General features: G+C 70.3%; 16 protein-coding genes. 3 read left to right on the top strand and 13 right to left on the bottom strand.

Annotated elements, in window-relative coordinates; genetic code table 11:
• Nucleotides 1–9 precede the first annotated feature (9 nt).
• The 7 genes from ACIQCZ_RS12035 to ACIQCZ_RS12005 form a co-directional block, all read right to left on the bottom strand.
• On the bottom strand, nt 10–651 hold the full coding sequence (locus ACIQCZ_RS12035) for a hypothetical protein (RefSeq protein WP_402281684.1): 642 nt from the start codon (nt 649–651) through the stop codon (nt 10–12).
• Nucleotides 648–1,358 (bottom strand): hypothetical protein, encoded by a 711-nt coding sequence (locus tag ACIQCZ_RS12030; RefSeq protein ID WP_402281683.1) that lies wholly within the window; start codon nt 1,356–1,358, stop codon nt 648–650. Before ACIQCZ_RS12030 ends, ACIQCZ_RS12035 begins: the two co-directional genes overlap by 4 nt.
• 112 nt (nt 1,359–1,470) lie before the next feature.
• Nucleotides 1,471–2,445: an acetylxylan esterase gene (locus ACIQCZ_RS12025; protein ID WP_402281682.1), complete on the bottom strand. Its 975-nt coding sequence runs from the start codon at nt 2,443–2,445 to the stop codon at nt 1,471–1,473.
• Between the two features lie 99 nt (nt 2,446–2,544).
• Nucleotides 2,545–5,340: a hypothetical protein gene (locus ACIQCZ_RS12020; RefSeq protein ID WP_402281680.1), complete on the bottom strand. Its 2,796-nt coding sequence runs from the start codon at nt 5,338–5,340 to the stop codon at nt 2,545–2,547.
• Between the two features lie 169 nt (nt 5,341–5,509).
• On the bottom strand, nt 5,510–6,436 hold the full coding sequence (locus ACIQCZ_RS12015) for a carbohydrate ABC transporter permease (RefSeq protein ID WP_402281679.1): 927 nt from the start codon (nt 6,434–6,436) through the stop codon (nt 5,510–5,512).
• Nucleotides 6,436–7,467, bottom strand: a complete 1,032-nt coding sequence (locus ACIQCZ_RS12010; protein ID WP_402281678.1) for a carbohydrate ABC transporter permease — start codon at nt 7,465–7,467, stop codon at nt 6,436–6,438. Before ACIQCZ_RS12010 ends, ACIQCZ_RS12015 begins: the two co-directional genes overlap by 1 nt.
• Nucleotides 7,468–7,761: 294 nt before the next feature.
• Nucleotides 7,762–9,144: an ABC transporter substrate-binding protein gene (locus ACIQCZ_RS12005; protein ID WP_402281676.1), complete on the bottom strand. Its 1,383-nt coding sequence runs from the start codon at nt 9,142–9,144 to the stop codon at nt 7,762–7,764.
• Between the two features lie 231 nt (nt 9,145–9,375).
• Between ACIQCZ_RS12005 and ACIQCZ_RS12000 the strand changes: the two genes are divergently transcribed.
• Nucleotides 9,376–11,187: a hypothetical protein gene (locus ACIQCZ_RS12000; RefSeq protein WP_402281675.1), complete on the top strand. Its 1,812-nt coding sequence runs from the start codon at nt 9,376–9,378 to the stop codon at nt 11,185–11,187.
• A 309-nt stretch (nt 11,188–11,496) separates the two neighbouring features.
• On the opposite strand, the gene ACIQCZ_RS11995 is transcribed toward ACIQCZ_RS12000, so the two are convergent.
• Nucleotides 11,497–12,501: an alpha/beta fold hydrolase gene (locus tag ACIQCZ_RS11995; RefSeq protein ID WP_402281674.1), complete on the bottom strand. Its 1,005-nt coding sequence runs from the start codon at nt 12,499–12,501 to the stop codon at nt 11,497–11,499.
• A gap of 203 nt (nt 12,502–12,704) precedes the next feature.
• On the opposite strand from ACIQCZ_RS11995, the gene ACIQCZ_RS11990 reads away from it, so the two are divergent.
• A complete protein-coding gene (locus tag ACIQCZ_RS11990) occupies nt 12,705–12,956 on the top strand; it encodes a hypothetical protein (RefSeq protein WP_402281673.1) in 252 nt (83 codons plus the stop codon).
• A 20-nt stretch (nt 12,957–12,976) separates the two neighbouring features.
• Here ACIQCZ_RS11990 and ACIQCZ_RS11985 read toward each other — a convergent pair whose 3' ends face one another.
• The 5 genes from ACIQCZ_RS11985 to ACIQCZ_RS11965 all read right to left on the bottom strand — a co-directional run bounded on the left by ACIQCZ_RS11985 (nt 12,977) and on the right by ACIQCZ_RS11965 (nt 20,906).
• Entirely contained in the window at nt 12,977–14,182 is a 1,206-nt protein-coding gene (locus ACIQCZ_RS11985; protein ID WP_402281672.1) for an aromatic acid exporter family protein, read from the bottom strand.
• Between the two features lie 132 nt (nt 14,183–14,314).
• Complete coding sequence (locus ACIQCZ_RS11980; protein ID WP_402281671.1) at nt 14,315–15,466, bottom strand: glycosyltransferase; 1,152 nt, start codon at nt 15,464–15,466, stop codon at nt 14,315–14,317.
• 38 nt (nt 15,467–15,504) lie between these two features.
• The gene (locus ACIQCZ_RS11975; protein WP_402281669.1) at nt 15,505–16,347 is read right to left on the bottom strand and encodes an IS5 family transposase; all 843 of its coding nucleotides are present in this window, start codon (nt 16,345–16,347) and stop codon (nt 15,505–15,507) included.
• A gap of 418 nt (nt 16,348–16,765) precedes the next feature.
• Entirely contained in the window at nt 16,766–18,976 is a 2,211-nt protein-coding gene (locus ACIQCZ_RS11970) for a WD40 repeat domain-containing protein (protein WP_402281667.1), read from the bottom strand.
• A gap of 484 nt (nt 18,977–19,460) precedes the next feature.
• On the bottom strand, nt 19,461–20,906 hold the full coding sequence (locus ACIQCZ_RS11965; RefSeq protein WP_402281666.1) for an APC family permease: 1,446 nt from the start codon (nt 20,904–20,906) through the stop codon (nt 19,461–19,463).
• Nucleotides 20,907–21,151: 245 nt separating this feature from the next.
• On the opposite strand from ACIQCZ_RS11965, the gene ACIQCZ_RS11960 reads away from it, so the two are divergent.
• The gene (locus tag ACIQCZ_RS11960) at nt 21,152–22,600 is read left to right on the top strand and encodes an aldehyde dehydrogenase family protein (RefSeq protein WP_402281665.1); all 1,449 of its coding nucleotides are present in this window, start codon (nt 21,152–21,154) and stop codon (nt 22,598–22,600) included.
• Nucleotides 22,601–22,707 lie beyond the last annotated feature (107 nt).

Raw genomic sequence — 22,707 nt, 5'->3', positions numbered from 1 at the left:
GACGGCCTCTCAGCCCAGCACCCGTACCAGCACCAGCAGTACGGCCGCGATCACCACGCCCGACGCCAGCGCGCGGAACCCGGCCGGAACACCGCCGGCCCGGCGCTTCACCTCGCCCACCGGCGGGACGAGGCTCGCCGCGCGGGCCAGCCACTCGCGCGGCGGCCTGTCGGGGATGACGACCCGCCAGGGCTGCTCGGGGTCGTACTCGACGACCGCCCTGGACCTGTGCAGCAGCCCTTGCAGGTCGAGGGGGTGACGGACCTCGATCCGGTACGGGGGCAGCTCGTCGGTCACCACGGTCAGATCGAAGGCGAACACGGAGTTCACGGCCTGCCCGTCGACGGCCGTCCGGCCGTTCTCCTTGTTGACCGCCTTCACCCCGTTGACCACGGCCGGCGCGAAGGCGCGCGGGCCGCCGGAGCGCAGCCCGAGGGCGGCGACGCCCGACTTCGTGTCCTCGGCCGCCTTGCCGTACGCCGCCAGGGCCAGGGCCGTCACGGGGAGCGCGAGCATCAGCAGCCAGCGGGGGCCGTCCACGGCGCCCTGGACGAGCGCGGCCAGCGCGAGTCCGGTGCCGAGCGCGGACACCACGGTGAACAGCCTGACGAAGCCGCGCAGGGAGGACGCGGTGGAGGTCGACGTGGTCATGAGAGGCGCAGTACCTTCCGGCGGGGGATGACGACCCTGGTGCGGTCCGGGTCGTCGGGGCGGTCGGCGTCGTACAGAGCGAGGACGTCCCGCCTGAGCGCGACGCGTTCCACGATGGCCGGGACCTCATGACGCACCCCGGCCGTGTCGTCGAAGACCACGGTGACCTCGCCGTACTTGCGGCCCACCGACCGCCAGCCCTCCAGCACCGCGTCGGCCGTGGTGTAGCGGCGGGAGAGTCTGCGCAGCCCCGCGGTGCGCCGCAGGCTGACGGCCGCGCCCCACCATGCGGCGAGGCAGCCCGCGCCCGCGACGGACCAAAGGAAGGTGAGCCAGCTGGAGACGGAGAACTCACCGACGGGGAAGAAGATGTGGAAGGAGGTGGTGGTGCCGGGATCGACCTGGCCCTCCGCCAGCGCGTCGTGCCAGCCGGCGATCGCGGCGACGGCACAGAGCATGACCATCGCCCCGGGCGCGGCGCGGTGCAGGAAACGGGCGGAGAGCAGACCGAGGACGACGGCCGAGCCGATTCCGACGATCGGGGCCGCCGCCGCGAACTGGTCGCTGGCGCAGCCGCCGGTCCCGTCGCAGGTCCATTGCACGGAGACGGCCTCGTGGCTGGCGATGTACCACATCATCCAGACCTGCCACACCATCAGCGCGCAGGCGACGGCCCGCATCACCTGCCCGTAGGCTCTCTGCCGCACTGTCCGCCCTCGCCCTTGCCGCGTCCCGGGGCCATGACGTGCCCCGGGGGACCATATACATGCTGTCCACAGTCTGTCCGTGATCCACAACACCCACCGGACCGCGGGAGGCTCAGCCGGTCTTCTCCAGGGTCTTGGGCACCCAGCGGAGTTGCGCGGCCTCCTGGAACATGGCGCCGCCCTCGTGCCCGTTGAACCGGTAGACCTCGATGTTCTTCTTGCCTCGGTATGCGTTGTGGGCGGCGAAGACCGTGGACGGCGGGCAGACCTGGTCCATCAGCGCGACGGAGAAGAGCGCGGGGGCGCTGCCGCGCGCGGCGAACGAGACCCCGTCGAAGTAGGACAGGGTGCGCAGGACGGTCTCCTCCTTGCCGCGGTGCATCTTGAGGTAGCGAGCGATCTCCGCGTACGGGTCGGCGTCGGTGAGGGTGACGGCCCGGCCGAAGTGGCAGAGGAAGGGCACGTCGGCGGCGACGGCCGCCAGGCCGGGGACGAGGCCGCCGACCGCGAGGGCGAGGCCGCCGCCCTGGCTGCCGCCGAGCGCGACGGTGCGGGCGGGGTCGGCGAGCGGGTGGGAGCGGGCCGCTTCCACGGCCCGTACGGCGTCGGCGTAGACCCGGCGGTAGTAGTAGCTCTCCGGGTCCTCGATGCCGCGGGTCATGAAGCCGGCGTGGGAGGGACCGGAGCCGACCGGGTCGGGTGTGTCGCCGACGTTGCCGCCACTGCCCTGGCCGCGTACGTCCATGATGAAGTGGGCGAAGCCGGCCAGCGGCCACATGCCCCAGCAGTGCGGGAGACTGCGACCGCCGTTGTAGCCGTGGAACTGGACGACGAGCGGCAGCGGGCCCTCGGCGTGCGCGGGAACGCTGAACCAGCCCTTGACGGGGTGGCCGCCGAAGCCGGCGAACGTGGTGTCCCACGTGCGCAGGCCGGTGAGCCCGGTGTCGACGGGTTCGAAGGAGACCGCGAGGTCGTGGGAGCGGGTCTCGGTCAGGGTCTTCGACCAGAAGGCGTCGAAGTCCTCCGGTTCGTCGATCTGCGGCCGGTAGTCGCGCAGTTCGTGGAGCGGCAGGTCGAACAGGGCCATGGGGTCGGTCTCCTCACGGTGAGACGTGGTACTGCGGGTCATGGAGCGGCGGGGCCAGGTGTTGTCAGGTGCACCCGGCCCCGCCAGTTCATCGGTGGGTCAGTCGGTCAGTTGGACGGCCCGCAGGCCGGTGGCGCTCTTGGAGTTGTTGGTGATGCCCGAACCCCACTCGGACCAACCGCGTCCCCGGCCGTCGTCGTCGAAGTCGTTGACGGCGATGGCCAGTCCGATGGACGCGGTCGGCCTGCCGCTGAGGCCGAGCGAGGCCCACGGCACCGTCACCGTGTAGCGGGTGGTGGTGCCGTCGCGGGTGATCCGGGCGGTGGCACCCGGGGTCGGCCCGGCGGTCTGGCCGGACGGCGGCCGCCAGGTGTGGACCTGCGGCTTGCCGCCCACCAGCGAGGCGCCGACCTCGACGTACTGCCGGCTGCGGCCGGGCAGCTGGGGGGTGACGGCGAACTGGATGCTGTCGCCCTGCCACATGTTCTCGGCGGTGGTGGCGGGTTGGGCCAGGACGTTGTCGGTGATCTCGCCCTTCAGCACGAGCCCGGCGTCGGTGTACTGGGGCCGGACGGTGCCGGAGAGGTCGGCCGCACCCCGGTAGCCGCCCGCGAAGTACAGCTTGCCCTGAGCGGCGATGTCGATGGGTGTGGTGGTGTCCGTGCCTTCGGGCTGCACGGCGCCCCAGCCGTTCCAGGTGCCCACGGGGGTCCTGGTGCCGTCGGGGGTGCTGATGTAGGCGGCCGTCCAGTAGCGGTTCCAGGGCTTGATGTTGCGCGTGTCCACGGTGTACGAGGTGCTGGACCCGGTGCCGACCTCGATCGGTCCGTCGATGGTGCCGCGGTCCAGATAGGCGGTGCCCTCGTTCACCTGCCACTCCAGCTTGGTGAGGTCGAGCGCGGAGCGGGCGCGGTTGTTGGTGACGGTGACCTGGAGTCCGGCGGCGAACGGCGCCGCCTTCCTCACCACCGGGTCGAAGGTGACCTCGGTCGGGGGCACCACCTCGGTGTCGGCGGTGATCCGGCCGAGGGTCAGCGGTCCCGCTCCGACCGTGCCACTGACCGAACGAGCCCCGGTCAGGGACGAAGTGGGCAGTTCCACCGTCTTGCGGGTGACCTTGCCGGGCCGCGCGATCAGCCGGTACTCGGCCCCGGCGATCCGGAAGTCGACGCGCGGCGGCATCGGGGTGTGCCCTTCGGTGCGGTCCACCTGGAGCACCGCGCCGACGGTCTCCTCCGTGTTGGAGCGCTTCGGCAGTGCGAGGGAGAAGACGGGGGCGGTCACGGCCTTGACGCCGGTCACCGCGCCCTTGACGTACAGCACCTTTCCGTCGACCCCGAGCTGTACCCTGCCGCCGGCCGGGGTGTAGGTCTTCGCGTGGCCCAGTTGGTCGGTGACGGTGAGCGGGCCGGTGGCCGAGAGCTCCACGGTTCCGGGTGTCGTCGCGGTCGTGTACAGCGCCCGGACGGTGTCGGCGCCGGTGCCGAAGCGGTACGAGCGGACGGCGTCGGAACCGGCGTCGTCACGGCCGGCGTAGGCGCGGCCCGCGATCTGGCGGATCAGGACGCCCTCGGTGACGACGGACGGCTTGGGCTGCCAGGCCTTGACCTCGGCGGTGGGGCGCTTGAATCCACCGAAGTTGTGCTCCTTGTTGGTGGCGTCGGTGCCGTCGTTGGTGAGGTCGTACCAGTAGTAGCGGTTGACACCCGAGGCGAACGAGAAGATCTGGGCACGCGGCAGGTACTGGGCCTGCACGGCCGGGGTGACTCCGTCGCTGTGGGTGGGGTACCCGTTCTCCGTGATCCACAGCGGGAAGTCCTTGCCGCCCGCCGCGTCCAGATCGGCGCGCACCTGCGGCAGCTTCGCCAGGGCTTCCTCGGGCGGCCTCGGGTAGCCGTATTCGTGGACGCTGAGCGCGTCCATGTGGTCCAGGCCACCGATCGCGTACAGCCGCTTGAGCCAGTCGGTCTGGAGACCGGCCAGGCCGCCGCCCACGACGGTGGCGTCCGGCACCTTGGCGTGCACCTTGGCGAAGCTCGCCTTGAGCAGCTTGAGGTAGCAGTCGGCGGTGATGCCGCAGGTGCCGTTGTTGAAGCCGGTCGAGTTGTACTCGTTGTAGATCTCGACCTCCTTCGTGGACTGCTGGTACTTCTCCACGACGGCGGCGGTGTACTTTCCGTAGGCCTCCAGCGCCGCGTCGGATGCCGGTGTCCGGTTGTTGTCGTACAGGGGGTTCCGGTAGCCGGAGATGGGCAGGGCGGTCAGCCCCTGCGTCTTGGCGTACGGGATGTGCTGGTCGGTGGAGTAGCCGCTCCAGGTGTACTCGCCGGCCGTCTTCTCGATGGCGCTCCAGTTGATGTCGGAGCGTATCCCGTGCATGCCCATCAGCTTGACCGAACGCAGCAGCTTCTGGTCGTCGCCGTCGTTCCACCCGTAGTGGATGCCGGTGCCGAAGCGGGGGTCGTTCTGCTCGTGGCCGGCCAGTGCGGTCAGCACGCCGAAATTGGCGGTACGGGTGGTGGCACCCGCGGTTGCCGTGAGCGTGTAGTAGCCGCTGCCGAGCGTGGTGACGTCGACGGTGGCCGTGCCGCCCGAGACCGGTGCGGTGCCCGACGCGACGGTCAGGCCCTGGTCGTCCATGGCCTTCCAGACGACCGAGGCCTCGTCGGAGGCCAGGGTGATCTTCGCCTGTCCCTTGACGAAGATCAGATCGGGCGAGGTGACGGTGAGGGTACCGGCCGCGTGGGCGGCCGGAGCCGTACCGGGCAATGGCGCTGCCACCAGCAGACAGCCGAGCAGGGCGGTGGCGGCGCCCCATGCGACGGGCCGTCTGGAGCGGCCCGTTACCCTGGCCGGAACCAGTGGACCTGGCCGGATCGTGCCGTTCTTTTCCATCGAGGCATCCTCTCGATCGGATCGGCGCGGTGCGTATCGGTGGTTCCCGGGTGGTGGTGTGCTCCGTCGGCTGTACCCCGGCGGAGCGCACCGGCCCGTGTGCCGTCGGCGCGCACCGCTGCCGCCGTCGGCCGCGCGGACCGGGTCCGCGCGTGTGCCCGGGTGGAACTCATCCCTTGAGGCCGGTGAAGCCTCCCCCGCCGCGTACGATCTGCCGCTGGAAGATCAGGAACAGCACGAGCGGCGGCAGGACGGCGAGCAGCATCCCGGCGATGAGCAGCGACTGTTCCGCCGTTTCCGCGAGACGCGGCAGCGCGGCGGAGATGGGCTGCTTCTCGGTGTCCGGGATGACGATCAGGGGCCAGAGGAAGTCCTTCCAGGAGTTCATGACCGTCAGCAGGGTCACCACCGCGAGGATCGGCCGCGACATGGGCAGCACGATCCGGCGGAAGACGGTGAACGGGCCCGCGCCGTCGACCTCGGCGGCCTCGAAGAGTTCGCGCGGGATGCCGTCGAAGAACTTCATCACGATCAGCACGGTGAAGGCGCCGGCGGCGTGCGGCAGCCAGACGCCCCACGGGCTGTTGGCGAGCGAGATGCCGAGGCCCGGCAGGTCGAGCACGGTGAGGTAGAGCGCGACCAGGGAGATGGAGCCCGGGATGAAGAGGGTGGCGAGCACCATCCATCGCACGGGCGCCGCCCACTTGGGGCGCAGCACGGACAGCACGTATCCGCCGGTGGTGGCGACGACGAGGTGTGCGACGACCGAGCCGGTGACCAGGACCACGGTGTTCCAGAGGTACTGGCCGACCTGCAGTTCGTTCCAGGCGCGGGAGAGGTTGTCCCATTGCGCGTGGCCGGGCCAGAGCGCCAGCGGATCGCGCAGCAGCTCCTGGGTCGGTGAGACGGCGCCCTTGAACGTCCAGTAGAGAGGCGCGGCTCCGAAGGCGAGCAGCAGCAGGAGCGAGAGGGTCTGCACGGAGCGGAGCGAGACGCGTACGGAGGTCCGCCGCCGGTCGGCGTCGGATATGAGTCCGCGTCCGCGCTCCTCGGAACGGCTGCTGTCGCGGGTGCGAAGGGGGGTCTGTACGGCCATCAGTTGCTCCAGCTCCTCGTCGCCCGCAGATAGACCGCCGAGAGCGCGCCGAGCACGAGGGCCAGCATCACACTGAGCGCGGTCGCGGCTCCGAAGTCGCCGTCCTGGAAGGCGTAGTCGTAGATCAGCATCAGGACGGTGAGAGTGGAGTCCTCCGGGCCGCCGTCCGTCATCACGAAGGGTTCGGTGAAGACCTGCAGGGTGCCGATGATCTGGAGCAGCAGCATGATCAGGATGACCCCGCGCAGCGACGGCAGGGTGATGTGCCAGATCCGGCGCCAGATGCCCGCCGCGTCGATCTCGGCGGCCTCGTACAGTTCGGCCGGCACGGAGCCGAGTGCCGCCAGATAGATGATCACCGTGGAGCCGAAGCCCGCCCAGGTGGCTTCCAGGACGATCGACAGCATGGCGGTGTCGGTGGACTGCAGCCAGGGATACGGGCCGAGGCCCACATGGGCCAGCAACTGGTTGAACAGGCCGGCGTCCGGGTCGTAGAACACCTTCCAGAGCAGGACGGAGACGACCGGGGGAATCGCCACCGGCAGGTAGGCGAGGATACGGAACAGCGTTCCGCCACGCCGCAGTTCGGCGATGAGCACCGCGAGGAAGAGCGGCACCGGGAAGCCGATCACCAGCGCGAGCAGCGCGAAGAGCGCGGTGTTCTCGACGGCCGTCCACAGCAGCGGGTCGTCCAGCACGTGCTGGAAGTTGTCCAGGCCCACCCAGGCGGCGGGGCCCACCAGATTGGTCTGCTGGAAGCTGAGCCGCACGCTCTGGACGATCGGCCACCAGGAGAAGTAGGCGAAGCACAGCACCATCGGCAGGCCGAACAGGATGGTGGTGACACCTCCTTGCCCGACCCAGCGGACGACGCGTTGCCCGGGGCCGCCGCGACGCGGGGAGGCGGTGCGCGGCAGCCCGTCCGCTGTCCGTGACCGGTCCGCGGAGCGGTCGGTGGGGCGCTGTTTCCGTGTCCGGTTCTTCTGGTTGCGGTTCCCGGCGGGCGCCGCAGGTGCGTGTGACCTGCTCATCGACGTCTCCTCGCCTCTCCTCGTGCTGTACTCGTGCCTGATGTGCCGGACGCGCTTTGGGGCCTGTCGTCACCTTCCCGTCGGCTCCCGAAGGGCGGCCCCGCGGCGGACGGCAGTTCGAAGTCACGGCCCAAGGACCGTCCCGTAGTCCCTGGTGGAGCAGCGCGCGGCGTCGGACGCGGTGCATCGCAGGGCGGAGGGACGTCCGCACACCGGATGTATGCGGACGTTCCGGCAATGCGGCGAGGCGCCGTAGCCGTCGTCGCGCGCCCACCAGGGGTCACGGGACAGCCTTTAGCGCTGCGCGCGCTCCACCTGGGACTTGACCTGCGAGGCAGCCTTCTTCAGCTGCTCCGCCGGGTCGGCGTCCCGGCGTGTCAGTACGGCCTGCACGGCGCTGTCGAGGACCTTGTAGACGTTCTGCGCCTCGACGGGCGGCTCGATGGCCAGCTCGTACTCGTCGAGCGCCTTGGCGTACGGGGCGAAGTGCGCGACCGGCACGTTGGCCAGCTTGTCGATCGCGGCCTGGACCGGGTCGGCGATGGCCGGCTCGTAGAACGGGACGGTCGGCGCACCGACGACGGCACCGTCCTTCTTCATGGACGCCGCGTCCTTCTCGCCGAGCGCGACGTCGTACTTGGGGGCGAGGTAGTAGAAGTCGATGAACTTCGCCGCGGCCTCGCGCTGTTGCGGGGTGGCCCTGGGGCTGACCACGGCGACGGCGCCGCCGGCCAGGGTCCGCCTGCTGCTGCCGTCCGTGGGCATGGCGGAGAGCCCGATGGTCTCCGGATCGCCCTTGTACTGCAGGATGTAGTGGTTGATGATGCTGGGCCCGGCGATCGCCATGCCGATCTTTCCGGCGGAGAAGTCCTTCTCCATGTCGGTGAGGTTGCGCAGCTGGTTCCTGCCCATCGACTGATCCGTCCAGCGCATCTCCTTGAGCACCTTCAGGGACTTCTCGGCACCGCTGCCGGACCGGTCGAAGGTGTTGGCCCACTTGCCGCCGGACTCCTCCTGCATGTTGTCGCCGAAGGAGTAGGCCATGGCGGTGAGCATCCAGCCGCCGGCGTTCTCCTTGGTCATCTGGGCGTAGCCGGTGGCATCGGTCTTCTCGGAGATCGCCTTGGCCGCGGCACGGACCTCGGGCCAGGTGGTCGGCGGCTTGTCGGGGTCGAGTCCGGCCTTCTCGAAGAGATCCCGGTTGTAGACCAGTCCGAGCGCGTACTCCTCGGTGGGTATGCCATAGATCTTGCCGTCCAGGCCCTTCGCGGCGCCGAGCACCACCTGGCTGAAGTCCTCGCTGTGCTTCAATCCCTTGAAGTCCGTGGTGAGATCGGCGATCTGCCTGCGCTTGACCAGGCTCGACATCTCGGTCAGTGGCACCCGGACGACCGTCTCCAGACTGCCGCCGCCCACCTTGGTCTGGAAGCTCTGCTGGTCGTACTGGTACTCGTTCGTCTTGATCCTGATCTTGGGATTGGCCTTCTCGAACTCCGCCACCCGCGCGTTGAAGATCTTGAGTGCGGCCGCGCTGGTGGCCGGCGGGCGCCCGGAGACCGTGATGGTCACCGTACCGTCGGCGGCGTTGTCACTGCCGGAACCGGAACACGAGGCAAGCACGCAGACGAGCGCACCCGCGGTGACGCCCGTGAGGGCGGTGCGCAGGGAGGGTCTCATCGGGGACTCCATTCAGGGGCAGACCGGAAACGGACCGGAAAACGTTTTCCAGCCGGGGTCACCTTGCACCGCCCGATATCGCCGCGTCAATGGGGGTGAGGAGCGGATCTCCAGCCCGGTTTGACCGTGAGCCCCTTGCCGGGGTGGTCACATCGGCTTAGCCTCTGGAAAACGTTTCCCGCCCATTGCCGGAGATCGTCGGCCCGACGGTCGCGAGCTGGAGGACATCCCGTGCACCCTGCCTGGTCGGCCGCCGAGTACGACCGCACCCTGCTGCGAGCGGCCCTTTCCGAAGGCGACCGCTGCTGGGACCCCGAGGCGAACCTGCTGCGGATCGAAGCCCCGTACAACCCCATCCACACACACATCAAGGGCGGCCCCGCCCACCCCACCCGCAACTCCCTGCAGTACGCGCTGCTCCTGCTGGAACGGGGCGGTGCGGGCGACGCCGAGCGCGCGCACGCCGTGATCCTGCGGATCGCGGAGCTCCAGGACCGGTCGGTGGAGAGCGCCACCTACGGCATCTGGGGCTACTACGCCGAGGAATCCGCGGCGGAGATGGACCCGGCCGACTGGAACTGGGCGGACTTCCTCGGGATCCAGTTGCTGCTGGTGCACGCCCGGCACGGCGACCGCCTGCCCCCCGCGGTGCTGCGGGAGGTCCGGGAGGCGGTACGGCACGCGGCGGCGTCGATCGTCCGCAGGAACGTCCCCATGTCGTACACCAACGTTGCCGTGATGGGCACGTTCGTCACGCTCGCGGCCGGCAGACTCCTCGACGACGAGAAGCTGTTCGCGTACGGCAAGGACCGTATGGTGCGCCTGTGCGAGGCGATCGACACAACCGGCAGCTTCACCGAGTTCAACAGCCCGTCCTACTGGGGCGTCGTCCTCCAGACCCTGACCCTGATCAGGGAGCACGTACGTGACGAGGAGGTGCTGGTCCTCAACGACCGCCTGCACGACCGGCTCTGGCTGCACTTCCTGGCCCGCTGGCATCCGCCGACCCGTCAGCTCTCCGGCCCGATGGCCCGTTGCTACAGCAATGATCTGGGCGTGCCGCCATTCCTGGTGAAGGCGGTGCGCGGGGTGCTGGGCGCCCCGGAGGTCCACCCCGTCCAGGGGGAGATTTCGGTCGGAGTGGACTCCTGCGTGGACTACCGCGTGCCCGACTGGGCCCTGCCGCGGCTGCTGGAGCTGGAGGGTGAGCGCGAGCACCGGGAGCTCTTCGCCGGGAGCCCGTCCCCGGAGACGGGAACCACCTGGCTGGACGCGGTCACCACGCTGGGCAGCGTGAACCACCAGGACACCTGGCTGCAGCGGCGCCCGCTGTTCGGCCACTGGGTACGTCCCGACGGCACCCCCGGGCATCTGCACGTCCATCTGCTGAAGGACGACGGGGCGGAGGACTTCGACTTCGCCTCGGGGGTGATCTCCACCGTGCAGAGCGGCCCGCACGTCGCCTGGCTGACGGGCTTCGCCTGCCCGGCGGGCGACCGGCACCACCACCTCGACATGATCCGGCCGGGCGACCGGTTCCGGGCGCGGTCACTGCGGCTGGTGACGGACGTGATCGGCGCACCGCCCGTGCCGGAGATCTCCGCGGTCGACGGCGGTGTCGATCTCGGTCTGGGGACGGCGCGGCTGGTCTTCAGGCTGGCCGGGGGCAGCTTCGGCGGCCGTAGGCCGACGGTCCGGGTGGTCCCACGTGCCGACGGGATACGGATCGAGGTCGTCCTCTTCGAGAGCCGGAGCGCGGCGGAGCTGGACTGGGCGACGCTGGGCGACACCTTCGCCGCGGGGTCGCTCTCCCTCGTACCGTCCGCCACGGGGCCGACCGGGGAGCAGGTGCCGGACCCCGAGGTGCACGGCGTCGGCGACTGCGCACAGGTGCGCTGGACGACGCCGCAGGGGCGCCGTCTCACCCTGCGCGGCGGCCGGTCGGTGGTGTCCCGCGAGGAGCACGCCACGCTGTACTCCGCGACGCTGGACGGCGCGGCACCGCCCTCGCCCCGCCTGTCGGAGTCCCAGCTGGTTCCGTAGACATCCGGGGCCCCGCTCCGGCCCGGGGCCGGAGCGGGGCTCGTCGGCAGGAAGCACAGGGGCCACGCCTACCGTTGCACAGCGACCCGGCGAGCGAACCGGTCCGGGTGGAAGGCGAGTTGGAGCCCCCGTAAGCAGGAGCCGTATGTCGAGGGAGCCCGGGCGACCGTCTGATCACGCACCGCCGCCGTGACGGCTCGGCCCGCCGCGGCGGGCGACGTGACCCCGTGGCGGACACGACATCGCCGACGGAGACACGGGCGGGCCGGTCCTCGGACCGGCCCGCCCCCGAACCCTCACCGACCGGTGTCAGAGGGATGCTCCGGGCCCGCTGCCGGCGGCCCGACGCCTGCGGACGGCCGTCACGAGGCCGGCGCCGGCCACGACGGTCACGCCCGCGAGTCCGCCGAGGCAGGCCAGGACCAGCCTGCTGGTGCCCGTCGAGGCCATGGTGGACTCGGCCGGTGTGTTGTCTCCGGCGGCCTTCCGGACGAGCTCCGCGACGGCGTCGGGGCGCGACACCATCGCGACGTGCGAGGAGTCGACCTCGACCATGTGGGACTTGGCGCGCTTGGCCTCGTAACGTTCGAGGTCCGGGGCGATGGCCTTGTCACGGGTGGCGACCAGCGCCCAGGACGGGATGGTCCTCCATGCGGCCCCCGTCGCCTTCTCCATGAACGCGGCCCCGCTGATGGGGCGTTGGGCGGCGGCCATGACAGCGGTGGTTCCCGACGGCACGTCCGCCGCGAAGACGTCGTGGAACCTTGCGGGCCGGATGTACAGGTCGGTCCCTTCCCCGCCCTCGGCGTTCGGGAACGGCACCGGTTTCAGCGCCGTGTTCAGCTCGCTTCCGGCGAACTTCGCCGACAGGTCCGCGAGCCTCTCCCCCTTGTCCGGCATGAGCGCGGAGACGAACACCAGTGACTTCACCTGCGGGTTCCCCGCAGCGGCGTCGCTGATCACCGCACCTCCGTAGGAGTGCCCGGCCAGCACGATCGGGCCTCTGATGCTCTTCAGCACGCTGGCTATGTACGCGGAGTCATGGGCGAGCCCGCGCAGTGGATTGGCCGGGGCCATGACTTCGTAGCCGGCACGTTGCAGTCGTTCCGTCACGCCGTTCCAGCTCGATGCGTCGGCGAACGCGCCGTGCACCAGCACCACCGTGGGCTTGGCGCCGGCCGCATCGGCGCTGCCGTCGGCCGCGACGGCGGCGGGGGCCGTGGCGAGGGCCGCCGTGGTGAGTACGGTGGCGACGATCCGCGCGCGACGCCCGGGTATCCGTGTCCGCGGGGCGAGGAAGGCCGAGACGGTCATGCTGTTCTCTCTTCGTCGAGGAGCGGTTGGTGGGCCCAGCGTTGCCAGGCCCGGCCGGAACGGCGCGACACGGGAAGCAGGCGGGTGAAAGCGGCCGACCGTCCGGGTGAGCGGCCGACGCAGAGTGACGACGGGTGTCGCCGGGCCGCGCCGATCCGCTGTCACGGGGCGCGGCGGCGGACCGGCGGAGGTATCCCGGGAACATGGATTCCCAGCCGTTCCCGCAGCTGTTCCGGAAGGCCCGAACGCGCAGGAACGCTCTCGTGGCGATGCCGTTCGCGCTGATCGTCGTCGTCACGGTGGTCGATGTCATCGCGCCACCGAATGCGCATCTCGGCCCGTTCCTGGTGGCGGCACCCGCGGTGGCCGCCTCGTTCACCGGGCCGCGCATGAGAGCCTTCGTCGGCGCGGTCGCCGTGCTGACGCAGTCCACGGGGCCTGCGGCCTCCGGATGATGCCGTCCGCCCGCGCCGTCTCAGTTCCGGGTGCTTCCGAGCCGTCGCGACACCGCGTGCAGCCAGGGATGACGGTCGTGCACCTGCGCGGAGCGCCGGTCGAGTTCCTTGCCGAGGCGTTCCGTGCGCTTGTCGATGTCGAGCTCGTCCAGAATCCGGTCGACCTCTGCGAGCAGGGCCCCGTGCAACTGCCATTGCCCGGGATGTTCCGAGACGTCTTCGAGGAGCAGATCCGCCACCCGGTCGCGGGTCGTGCGGCTGACGGCGAGTGCGCGGGCCAGCCGGTCCTCGGCCTCCTCGGCGTTCTCCGCGACCGGAGTGGTGATCAGCTCCGAGAAGCTCTCGATGGCGTCGGCCATCTGTCCGAACAGTTGCCTGAGGGATTCGGCCACGTCGGCGGGGAACAGCGTCTCGCCGGTACGGGCCTTGGCGAGGTCGGTCAGCGTGCGTGACAACACCCGCAGCACCACGGCGCAGATCTCCAGGGTGTCCAGACCGGTACGGAGCACGACCCGGTACAGCAGTCCCTGCCTGACGCGCGGATTGAGGGTGAGGCCCTCCTCGGCCTGCCTCAGCGAGGCGTCGACCTCCACGATGTCGTGGTCCAGCCGACGGGCCTCATGGAGCCGGTCGGCCGCCCGCTGGACGGAGATGTGCCCGTCCACGTCCTGTCCCATCGCACGGAACATCCGCCCCATCGCCCTGGCCAGACTGTCGATGGAGGCGCCCGCGGGCTGCACCCAAACGGGCGGCGCGAACAGCAGGTTGAACAGCAGTCCCACACCTGCGCCGATCAGGGTCTCCAGCACACGGTCCCACGCGGTGGAGGCGACCTGGGACACGCCCAGTACGAGCATCGCGCTGATCGCCACCTCGGGCACGAACTCGTCCACCCGCACCAGCCGCCCGATGATCAGCGAAGCGAAGATCGTCAGTCCGAGACTCCACCAGCTGAGGCCGACCAGGGAGCTGAACGCAGTGGCGATGAGCACGCCGACGACGACGGAGTTCACGCGGCGGATCCCCGTGGTGAGGGTGGCGTAGAGGGTGACCTGCACGACGAGGAGCGCGGTGAGTGGTGCCGTGAGCGGTGCCGGATGCGGAAGGGTCCACACCGCCACGACGTAGGAGATGACGGCTGCTGCCGTGGAGCGCAGGGTCTGCGCTCCGACCGGCTCGGTGGTGCGCCGGACGAGCTTGATCACGGGTGCGGATACTCCTGGCATCTCTTTCCCATGCCCGCCGGTGCGTCGTCGCAGCGCCCCTGCGCACCGAACCCCACCGTACGGACGTGCCCGTCCGGTTCGGCTGCGTCCCTTCCGCACGTGTGCCGGTGGAACGACCGAGGCGGTCGCGGCTCAGGAGTGCGGATCGAGAGTGCCGATCAGTTCCCGGCATGGGGTGGTGGCCCGCATCTCGTCGGCCAGTCGGCCGGCCCGCGCCCGGTACGAGGGGTCCTTGAGCAACAGTTCGGCGGCGGACCGGATGCGGGAGACGTCGTCGGGGCCGAGCACCGCCGAATCGTCCGCCGGACCACCGGTCGGGGTGACGGCGAGCCCCGCACCCGCCCCGGCGACCAGCCGGGCGTTCGCCGGTTGGTCGGCGAAGAGGGGGACGCAGACCAGCGGGACACCTGCCGCCAGGGCCCCGAAGACCGTCCCGGATCCGCCGTGGCAGACCACGAGCGAGGCGCTGCCGAGAACATCGGCCTGCGGCACCCACGCCTCCACATGGGCATGGGGCGGAAGCGGTCCGAGTCCCCGCAGATCGGTGCCGCGGCCGGCGGTGAGCAGTATCCGTACCGGCAGCCCGCTCACCGCCTCCAGCACTGCCCGGTACAGGGCGGTGGCGGTCGGCATGGCGCCCGCCTCGGTGCCGAGGGTGATGTAGACGAGAGGTTCCGCGCTGCCGCCCCACCGGTCCGGCAGCGCACCGGGCCGCGAGGGCTCGTGGTAGCGGTGGGTCACGGCGTACGGGGAGGGATCCAGGGAGGCCGGCAGCCGTGTCAGATACGGGGACGTGCGGAGCCGTTCCGTGATGCCGGGGCCGTACGGTTCGAGCACGGTGGCCAGCAGTGCGTCGGTGGACCGGGAGAAACGCGCGGCCGAGACCGCGACCCGGGCGTGCGCGATGCCCTGTCGCTCGGCGGCCACCACCGACGCGAACTCATAGGCCTCGTGCAGCACGAGGTCGGGCCGCCATGTGCGGCAGACCTCCTCCAGCGCGGGAAGCATCGCGGCGACACCGAGCCGGCCGAACACCTCCGTGGTCATCAGTGAAACACCCTCGTCCGGGGCCAGTTCCAGGACGCGCTTCATCACCCGTGTCAGTTCGTCGCGGGGCGGTTCCCCGCCGATGCGGTACGGCTGTTCCCTGGCCGCCAAGGACGCTTCGAGCCCCGGCGGGGCGACGACGAGGACATCGTCGCCCCGGGCCGTGCACGCGTCGATGAAGGGAATGAGCGGGTGGAAGTGACCCGATCCTCTGGTCGAGGCGAAAAGTACACGCATGGGCCCGAGACTAAGAGGCCACACGAATAGGCACGTGATCACCGCCGGCGCTGAGGGCGTGTGTCCCAGCGGTGGGTGGCCCAGGCTCGGCGGATGAGGCTACGGAGGGTGATGACGGTGTCGGCGAGGTCGAAGAAGGCATCGATGACGGTGGCGCGCCGTTCGTAGCAGCGGGTGAGCCGGTGGAAGGCGTTCTGCCAGGCGTGCGTGCGTTCGATGTGCCATCGCTGGGTGGCCTGGATGGGTGCTTTGATCCCCTTGCGGGCGATCTGGCCGTGCAGTCCGCGCTCGTTGAGGAGGGTGCGGGTGGTGGTGGAGTCGTAGCCGGCGTCGAGGTGCACGGTGATCTCGTCGGGCAGCGGCCCAAGCTCTTCCAGGAGGTCCAGGGTGGGGGCGAGGAGGGGAGAGTCGTGGCGGTTGGCGCCGGCCAGGATGCGGCCGAGGGGGATGCCGTAGCCGTCGGTCATGCCCGAGCGTTTCATCCCCTGCTTGCCCCGGTCGACAGGTGAGCGTCCGGCTGCTTCACCCCCGCCGGGGGCTTTGGTGATGGTGCCGTCGATCGCGATCTGGTCGAGGACGAGGCCGACGATGCGGTCGTAGGCGTCGAGCGCGATCTGCTTCAGCTGGGCGAAGATCCCCAGGCGTATCCACTCGTCGCGGCGGGCCCGGATGGTGGTGGCTGAGCAGGTGGCGTCCGCGATGGCCTGGTAGGAGCAGCCGAACCGCAGGGCCTGCAGGAGTTTGCCGAAGACGGTGCGGTCGCTGATGCGGCGGCGGTGGCAGCCCAGCGGGTGGGCCGGATCGAAAACGGGCCGTGACGGGAGCAGGGCGGCGAATTGGTCCCACAGCGGTTCGGTCAGCCATGACGGCAGTACGGGCACGAAGCTTCCCAACGGTCGTGCGGCGCCTCGGGGGTGGTGATCGCGGCCGCTGGTGGTTGGCTCGCCGGCCAGGCGAACAGCGCCCGTGCGGAAGGAGTGTGAAGGGGGCGGGGGTGCGGGCTGGTGGTGCAGCTCGCCGTGACGGCGTGGTGCGACACTCGCGCCGCTTCGCCGGCTGATGCGAGGTGCGGGGTTGCGGCAATTGAGAGTACGTGCGTGCGCTCGCCCGGGTGGGTTGAGCACCGCCTTGGCGTCCGGTTCGGCGGGGGCGGGCCCACACGCCGCCGTGTGCCCTCAGGTTCCCGCCGGTGGCACATGCTGTCTGGTCTGGTCCGGTGCCAGGCGGTCACAACCGCCGGAACAGCGCTGAAAGGCGCGACGGCATCTGCTCCGGGCAGGCCCGGTACGGTGTGGGCAGTCAGCGAGGGGACAACAGAGCGAGTTCCCAGCCGAAGCCGGCCAGCAGTCCTCCACCCGGCGCCACCGCCACCGCCCGGACAGGCTCGGGGAACGACAGGACGGGAGCGGCCTGCTTGCTGGTGGCCAGGTCCCACACCCGCACCGTCGCATCGCTGCTGCCGGTAACCGCGACCGGGCGGCCCTCCACCACCGTCGTCGCCACAGCGTTCACTTCGTCGGTGTGGCCGGTGAGAGGCTGACCCACCTGCTGGCCGGTTGCCAGGTCCCACACCCGCACCGTCCCATCGCGGCTGCCCGTAACCGTGACCGGGCGGCCGTCCACCACCATCGTCGCCACAGCCAACACCGGGCCGGTGTGGCCGGTCAGGGGCTCACCGACCTGCTGGCCAGTTGCCAGGTCCCACACCCGCACCGTCCCATCCCAGCCGGCGGAGACTGCCACCGGACGGCCATCCACCACCGTCGCCGCCACAGCCAGCACCGCGCCGGTGTGGCCGGTGAGGGGCTCACCAACAGGCTGGCCGGTGGCCAGGTCCCACATTCGCACCGTCCCATCCCCGTCGCCAGAGACCACCACCGGACGGCCACCCACCACCCCGCTCGCCAGGCGAGCGAGGCCCGTGAAGGCCGCACCGATCTGCTGACCGGAGGTCAAATCCCACACCCGCGTCGACGCATCCTGGCTGGCGGTGATCGCGACCGGTCGGCCATCCAGCACCGCAGTCACCACCACTCCTACCATGTCGGTGTGACCGGTGAGGGGTTCACCGACTGGCTGTCCAGCGGCAAGGTCCCACACGCGCACCGCCACATCGGTGCTGCCGGTGACGGCGACCGGGCGGCCGTCCACCACCGCCGTCGCCACCGCACCCACCCAGCCAGTGTGGCCGGTCAGGGGCTGACCAACGGGCTGTCCAGTAGCAAGGCCCCACACCCACACCGTCCTATCCCAGCCAGCACTAACCGCGACCGGACGCCCGTTAACCACTGCGGTCGCCACCGCACCCACCAGGTTGGCATGATGGCCGGAGAAGGGTTCACCCACCTGCTCACCAGTGGCCAGATCCCACACCCGCACCGTCGCATCCCAGCTGCCGGTGACGGCGATCGGGCGGCCCTCCACCACCGTCGTCGCCACCGCACACACCGCGTCGGTGTGGCCGGTGAGAGGCTCGCCGACGGGTCGGCCGGAGGCCAGGTCCCACACCCGCACCACCCCATCCCGGCTGCCGGTGACGGCGATCGGGCGGCCCTCCACCACCCCCGCCGCCACCGCGCACACCTCCTCCTCGGGGTAACCAGTGATCGGTTCGCCGAGCGGGTGACCGGTAGTCAGGTCCCACATCCGCACTGCCGTATCGAAGCTGCCGGTGCCGACGGCGACCGGACGGTCCTCCACTACAGAGGTCACCACCGCTTGTACCGGGCCGGTGTGGCCGGTCAGGGGCTCACTCACCTGCTGGCCGGTGGCCAGGTCCCACACCCGCACCGTCCCGTCGTCGCTGCCGGTGACCGCGACCGGGCGGCCCTCCACCACCGTCGTCGCCACCGTGTTCACCTCGTCGGTGTGGCCGGTCAGGGGCTCACCGACCTGCTGGCCGGTGGCCAGGTCCCACACCCGCACCGTCGCATCGTCGCTGCCGGTGACCGCGACCGGGCGGCCCTCCACCACCGTCGTCGCCACCGTGTTCACCTCGTCGGTGTGGCCGGTCAGGGGCTCACCGACCTGCTGGCCGGTGGCCAGGTCCCACACCCGCACCGTCGCATCGTCGCTGCCGGTAACCGCGACCGGGCGGCCCTCCACCACCGCCGTCGCCACCGCCAACACCAACACAGCGCCGGTGTGATTGGTGAGGTTGCAGCGGAGCCGGGGGTCGATCTGTGAGCCGGTGGCCCACTCCACACCCCATCTGGTACCCGGTTCCCCCTCCACCGTAGCCGCGGCCAACCGTGCGGCCAGCTTCCCATCCCCGTAGCGAGCCGCATCCAGCGCCAGCAACTGTCGCCGCACCTCAACGTCAGCATCGCGGTGCACATGCGCTGACACTCGGTACACCGCGGCCGCCAACACCTCCTCCCGCCCCGTCGCGCCGTCCAGCACCGCCAGGACCCGCGCTGGGTCGGTGTTCACCAGCCACTCCGGATCGGTCAGGCGCTTGGCCACCGCCGCAGCCTCACTCGGGCCGCCATTTTGCAGATCGTCAGACATGACCGCCACGGTAACCGCCCCCAACCCGCCTCAAGCGCACACCAGAATCGAAGTTGCGTACTTCTACGCACCCCCAACGACCAACCCCGGCCCGACATTCGGGCAAAGCACGCGTCTACGCAGACCCCGCGACCACCGAGAATGATCAGGGTGAGTGACGGGACATCGGACTGCAGTACAACCCCGGTCGCCCCCCAACCCGCGCCTATTCGCGCAAGTTCTAAGACCGACCGGCACATGGGGGGGGTGGAAGAAGGAGCGGGGCTGGGTGCGTGCGGCTGCAAGGCGGAGGAGGGAGGCAACGCGGAGCGTTGTTGACCGACGACAACGCCGCAGATGTGCGTGCCCGGCCCCGCGACGCCGCCCCCCATGTGCCGGTCGGTCCAAGGAGCGCCAACTCTTGTCCGCAGGACCACTTTCCGCCTGTTCTCCGGCACGCCGACGCGGTGCGGACACCGCCCGCGCCGGGCCGGCCGTCGGTGGACTACCGGTCGTCGACGGAGCGCCGGTCCTGCACCTTGATCCGGTACAGCCACAGCAGCACCGCCACCACCAGGACGGCGAGCGCCACACCCAGTTCGGTGTAGCCGCCGTACCCGGTGATGGAGAATCCGGTCGCACCCACCACCAGAACCACGGTGAGGAACCCGGTGAGCGTCCAGGCCAGCGGCACGAAGAACCGGGGCAGCCGGATGGGCCGCACGGCGTCGGGGCGGTCCCTGCGCAGCAGTGCGAAGCCGGAGACCGCCAGCACATGGGTGAGGATGTACCCCAGGTTGCCCGTGACGATGATGGCCAGTGGGGTCTGAAGCACCGTCAGCACGAAGACGTTCAGCACCAGGGCCACCAGCAGGGCCCGGGCCGGCACACCGCGCCGGTTCAGCACCCCCACCTGTTTGATGGTGAGTCCCGCCTTGCCCATCTCGTACAGCACCCGGGACCCGTCGGCGAGGCCGGTGATCATGATGAGCAGCAACGAGGCGATCAGGAAGACCACCATGAGGTCGGAGGCACCGCCCACCAGATCCTGGAAGGCGCCGACGAAGAAGGTGGTGGGCTCCTCGCCGATGGCCTTCTCACCGACGTATCCCGACAGGGTCAGCGGCAGCAGGATGAAGACCCCCAGGGAGAACAGCACCCCTGCGCGCAGGGCCCGGGTGGTGTCGCGCACCGTGTCCTTGTACTCGGGCGCGAAGGTCGCGCACACCTCCACACCGAACGAGGTCCACGCCATGACGTACAGCCACACCAGGGCCTCGCGCAGTCCCGCGGCACCGTGCAGGTTCCAGTGCAGGCCCTGTGCGCTCCAGTCACCGGAGAACAGCGGCAGGACGATGAAGACGGCGAGCGGGATCAGCAGCGCACCGCCGGTGACGTAGACGACCCACATGGCGACGTGCAGGCCGATCATCGCGGCGCCGAACAGCAGCAGCATGACGAGCAGGCCCACCGCTATGGGGAAGTCCACCTTCAGCGGTCCGAACTCCACGCTCCAGTCCTGGCCGGGGAACCACTGGGCCCGGACGAAGGAGCCGATGAGCCCGGAGTAGACCGCGAGGGCCGTGGTCCAGGGGAACCAGTAGCCGATGCTCGCGATCGGGCCCACCACGGGCGCCCGCCTCTTCCAGCCCTCGGTCGCGTAGTGCGCGATCCCTCCGGAGGAGTCGGGGAACATCGCGGCCAGTTCGGTGTAGATCCAGTTGGTCGCCGTGGCCAGCACCATCGAGGCGGCCCACAGGGCGATGGCACCCCAGGCTCCGAGACCGCCGATGGAAGCGCCGAGCGAGGCGATCAGCGCCGCGGGCATGGTCAGCGACATCGCGAATCCGTCGAACCAGCTCATCTTCTTCGGCAGCGCGGCGGCCGCCGCTCCCGACGGGTGCGAAGGGTCCGACGAGGGCGGGGCTGGTGTCTGTGGCTGGGATGACATGGCGTTCCCCTCAGGGTGGGCGCAGGCAGGAGTGCCGATGTGGCCCGGTTATAAGGGAAGCGAAAATCGCCTGTCAATACTCATGAACTAGCAGTGATCGACTTGCTTGATTGCTGATTCAGCAGTCTTGACAGCCCCTGATTGCTCGGCGAGTCTCCAGTCATCGCTTCGTACCGGACCCGGGACGGCGCGGCTTCGAGCCGACGCGCCCTTTCCCGTTCAGGACAGGACAGAGAGGCCAACGCATGACCACCCCGACCTCCGACCGGCACCAGCTCTTCATCGACGGCGCGTTCACCGATGGCACCTCCGGGAACATCCATGAGGTCATCAGCCCCGCGACGGGCGAACCCGTGGGCAGCTTCCCCCTGCCCGCGGCCGCCGATGTCGACGCCGCGGTGCGTGCCGCGAACGAGGCCCAGCCGGCCTGGGCCGCGACCAATGTGTGGACCCGCGCCGAGCTCTGTCACCGCATCGGCACGGAGCTCGGCAGGCGCGTGGACGAACTCGCCCGCCTCCAGTCCCTGGAACAGGGCAAGCCGCTCGCCGAGTCCGTCGCCGACATCGAGGAGGCGGCCAAGCTCTTCCATCTGCACGCCGAGGACGCCGTACGGCTGCACGGCGAGACGCTGCCCTCCACCGACAACACCAAGCGGATGTTCACCTTCCAGCGTCCGATGGGCACATGGGGCATCATCACGCCGTGGAACTTCCCGCTGCTGATGCTCGCGGAGTTCGTCGCCCCCGGTCTCGCCACCGGCAACGCCCATGTCGTCAAGCCGCCGGCCAACACGCCGCTGACCGTCCTCAGGGCGATGGAGGCGTTCGTCGCCGCCGGGCTGCCCGCCGGCCTCGTCAACATCGTGCCCGGTGAGGGCGGAACCGGCGACGCGCTGGTGCGTCACGAGGGCATTCACGCGATCGGCTTCATCGGCTCCTCCGCGACCGGGGCGAAGATCCAGTCCGCCGCCGGACTCAAGCGCTCCATCATGGAGTGCTCGGGCAACGGCCCGCTCGTCGTCCTCGCCGACGCCGATGTCGAGGCTGCCGCCAAGGCCGCCGTCGACGGCGCCTACCCGTGCGCCGGGCAGGTCTGCTGCGCCACCGAACGCGTCATCGTGCACGCCGACATCCATGACGAGTTCGTCGAGGCCGTCCTGCGCGAGGCCCAGCGCATCACCCTCGGCGACCCGTTCGATCCCAAGACCGTGCTCGGCCCCCTCAACAACGAGGGCGTCGCGGCCAAGATGGACCGGCACATGGCCGACGCCCGCGAGCGGGGCGCACGCATCCTGCTCGGCGGCAAGCGCGCCTCCGGTCATCCCACCGATCTCTACTACGAGTTCACCGTGGTGGACGGGGTCCCCGAGGACAGTCTGCTGTCCCGTGAGGAGTCCTTCGGACCGGTCGTCCCGATCATCACCGGACAGGACGAGGACGATCTGCTGCGCATCGCCAACGACGACAAGCTGGGCCTCCAGGGCGCCGTCTTCACCCGGAGCATGACCTCCGCGTTCCGTTTCATCGAGGAAATGGCCGTCGGCCAGGTCGTCGTGAACGAGAGCAACAACTGGTGGGACATCAACATGCCGTTCGGCGGCGCCGGCAGCCGGTCCACCGGCTGGGGCCGCATCGGCGGCAAGTGGACGCTCATGGACATGACCGACACCCGCACCGGCGTCATCAGTCTCTGACCGCCCCGCCCGCTCCCGCCCGCGCCCGCCCGCCGCCGACCGGGGCCCCGACCAGCGTCGGGGCCCCGGCCCGCGCTGCCCCACCACGCCGGCAACGAGGTATCCGC

Origin of the sequence: Streptomyces sp. NPDC093149 (assembly GCF_044754145.1) — a bacterium.
Lineage (GTDB): Bacteria > Actinomycetota > Actinomycetes > Streptomycetales > Streptomycetaceae > Streptomyces.
Note: the sequence above shows the minus strand (reverse complement) of the source record. Positions and strands in the feature narration are given on the sequence as shown.

Coding starts and splice junctions, on each gene's coding strand:
- ACIQCZ_RS12015 (WP_402281679.1), bottom strand. CDS start 6,436: ATGGCCGTACAGACCCCCCTTCGCACCCGCGACAGCAGCCGTTCCGAG.
- ACIQCZ_RS11995 (WP_402281674.1), bottom strand. CDS start 12,501: ATGACCGTCTCGGCCTTCCTCGCCCCGCGGACACGGATACCCGGGCGT.
- ACIQCZ_RS11985 (WP_402281672.1), bottom strand. CDS start 14,182: ATGCCAGGAGTATCCGCACCCGTGATCAAGCTCGTCCGGCGCACCACC.
- ACIQCZ_RS11980 (WP_402281671.1), bottom strand. CDS start 15,466: ATGCGTGTACTTTTCGCCTCGACCAGAGGATCGGGTCACTTCCACCCG.
- ACIQCZ_RS12010 (WP_402281678.1), bottom strand. CDS start 7,467: ATGAGCAGGTCACACGCACCTGCGGCGCCCGCCGGGAACCGCAACCAG.
- ACIQCZ_RS12020 (WP_402281680.1), bottom strand. CDS start 5,340: ATGGAAAAGAACGGCACGATCCGGCCAGGTCCACTGGTTCCGGCCAGG.
- ACIQCZ_RS11965 (WP_402281666.1), bottom strand. CDS start 20,906: ATGTCATCCCAGCCACAGACACCAGCCCCGCCCTCGTCGGACCCTTCG.
- ACIQCZ_RS12025 (WP_402281682.1), bottom strand. CDS start 2,445: ATGGCCCTGTTCGACCTGCCGCTCCACGAACTGCGCGACTACCGGCCG.
- ACIQCZ_RS12035 (WP_402281684.1), bottom strand. CDS start 651: ATGACCACGTCGACCTCCACCGCGTCCTCCCTGCGCGGCTTCGTCAGG.
- ACIQCZ_RS11960 (WP_402281665.1), top strand. CDS start 21,152: ATGACCACCCCGACCTCCGACCGGCACCAGCTCTTCATCGACGGCGCG.
- ACIQCZ_RS11970 (WP_402281667.1), bottom strand. CDS start 18,976: ATGTCTGACGATCTGCAAAATGGCGGCCCGAGTGAGGCTGCGGCGGTG.
- ACIQCZ_RS12005 (WP_402281676.1), bottom strand. CDS start 9,144: ATGAGACCCTCCCTGCGCACCGCCCTCACGGGCGTCACCGCGGGTGCG.
- ACIQCZ_RS11990 (WP_402281673.1), top strand. CDS start 12,705: ATGGATTCCCAGCCGTTCCCGCAGCTGTTCCGGAAGGCCCGAACGCGC.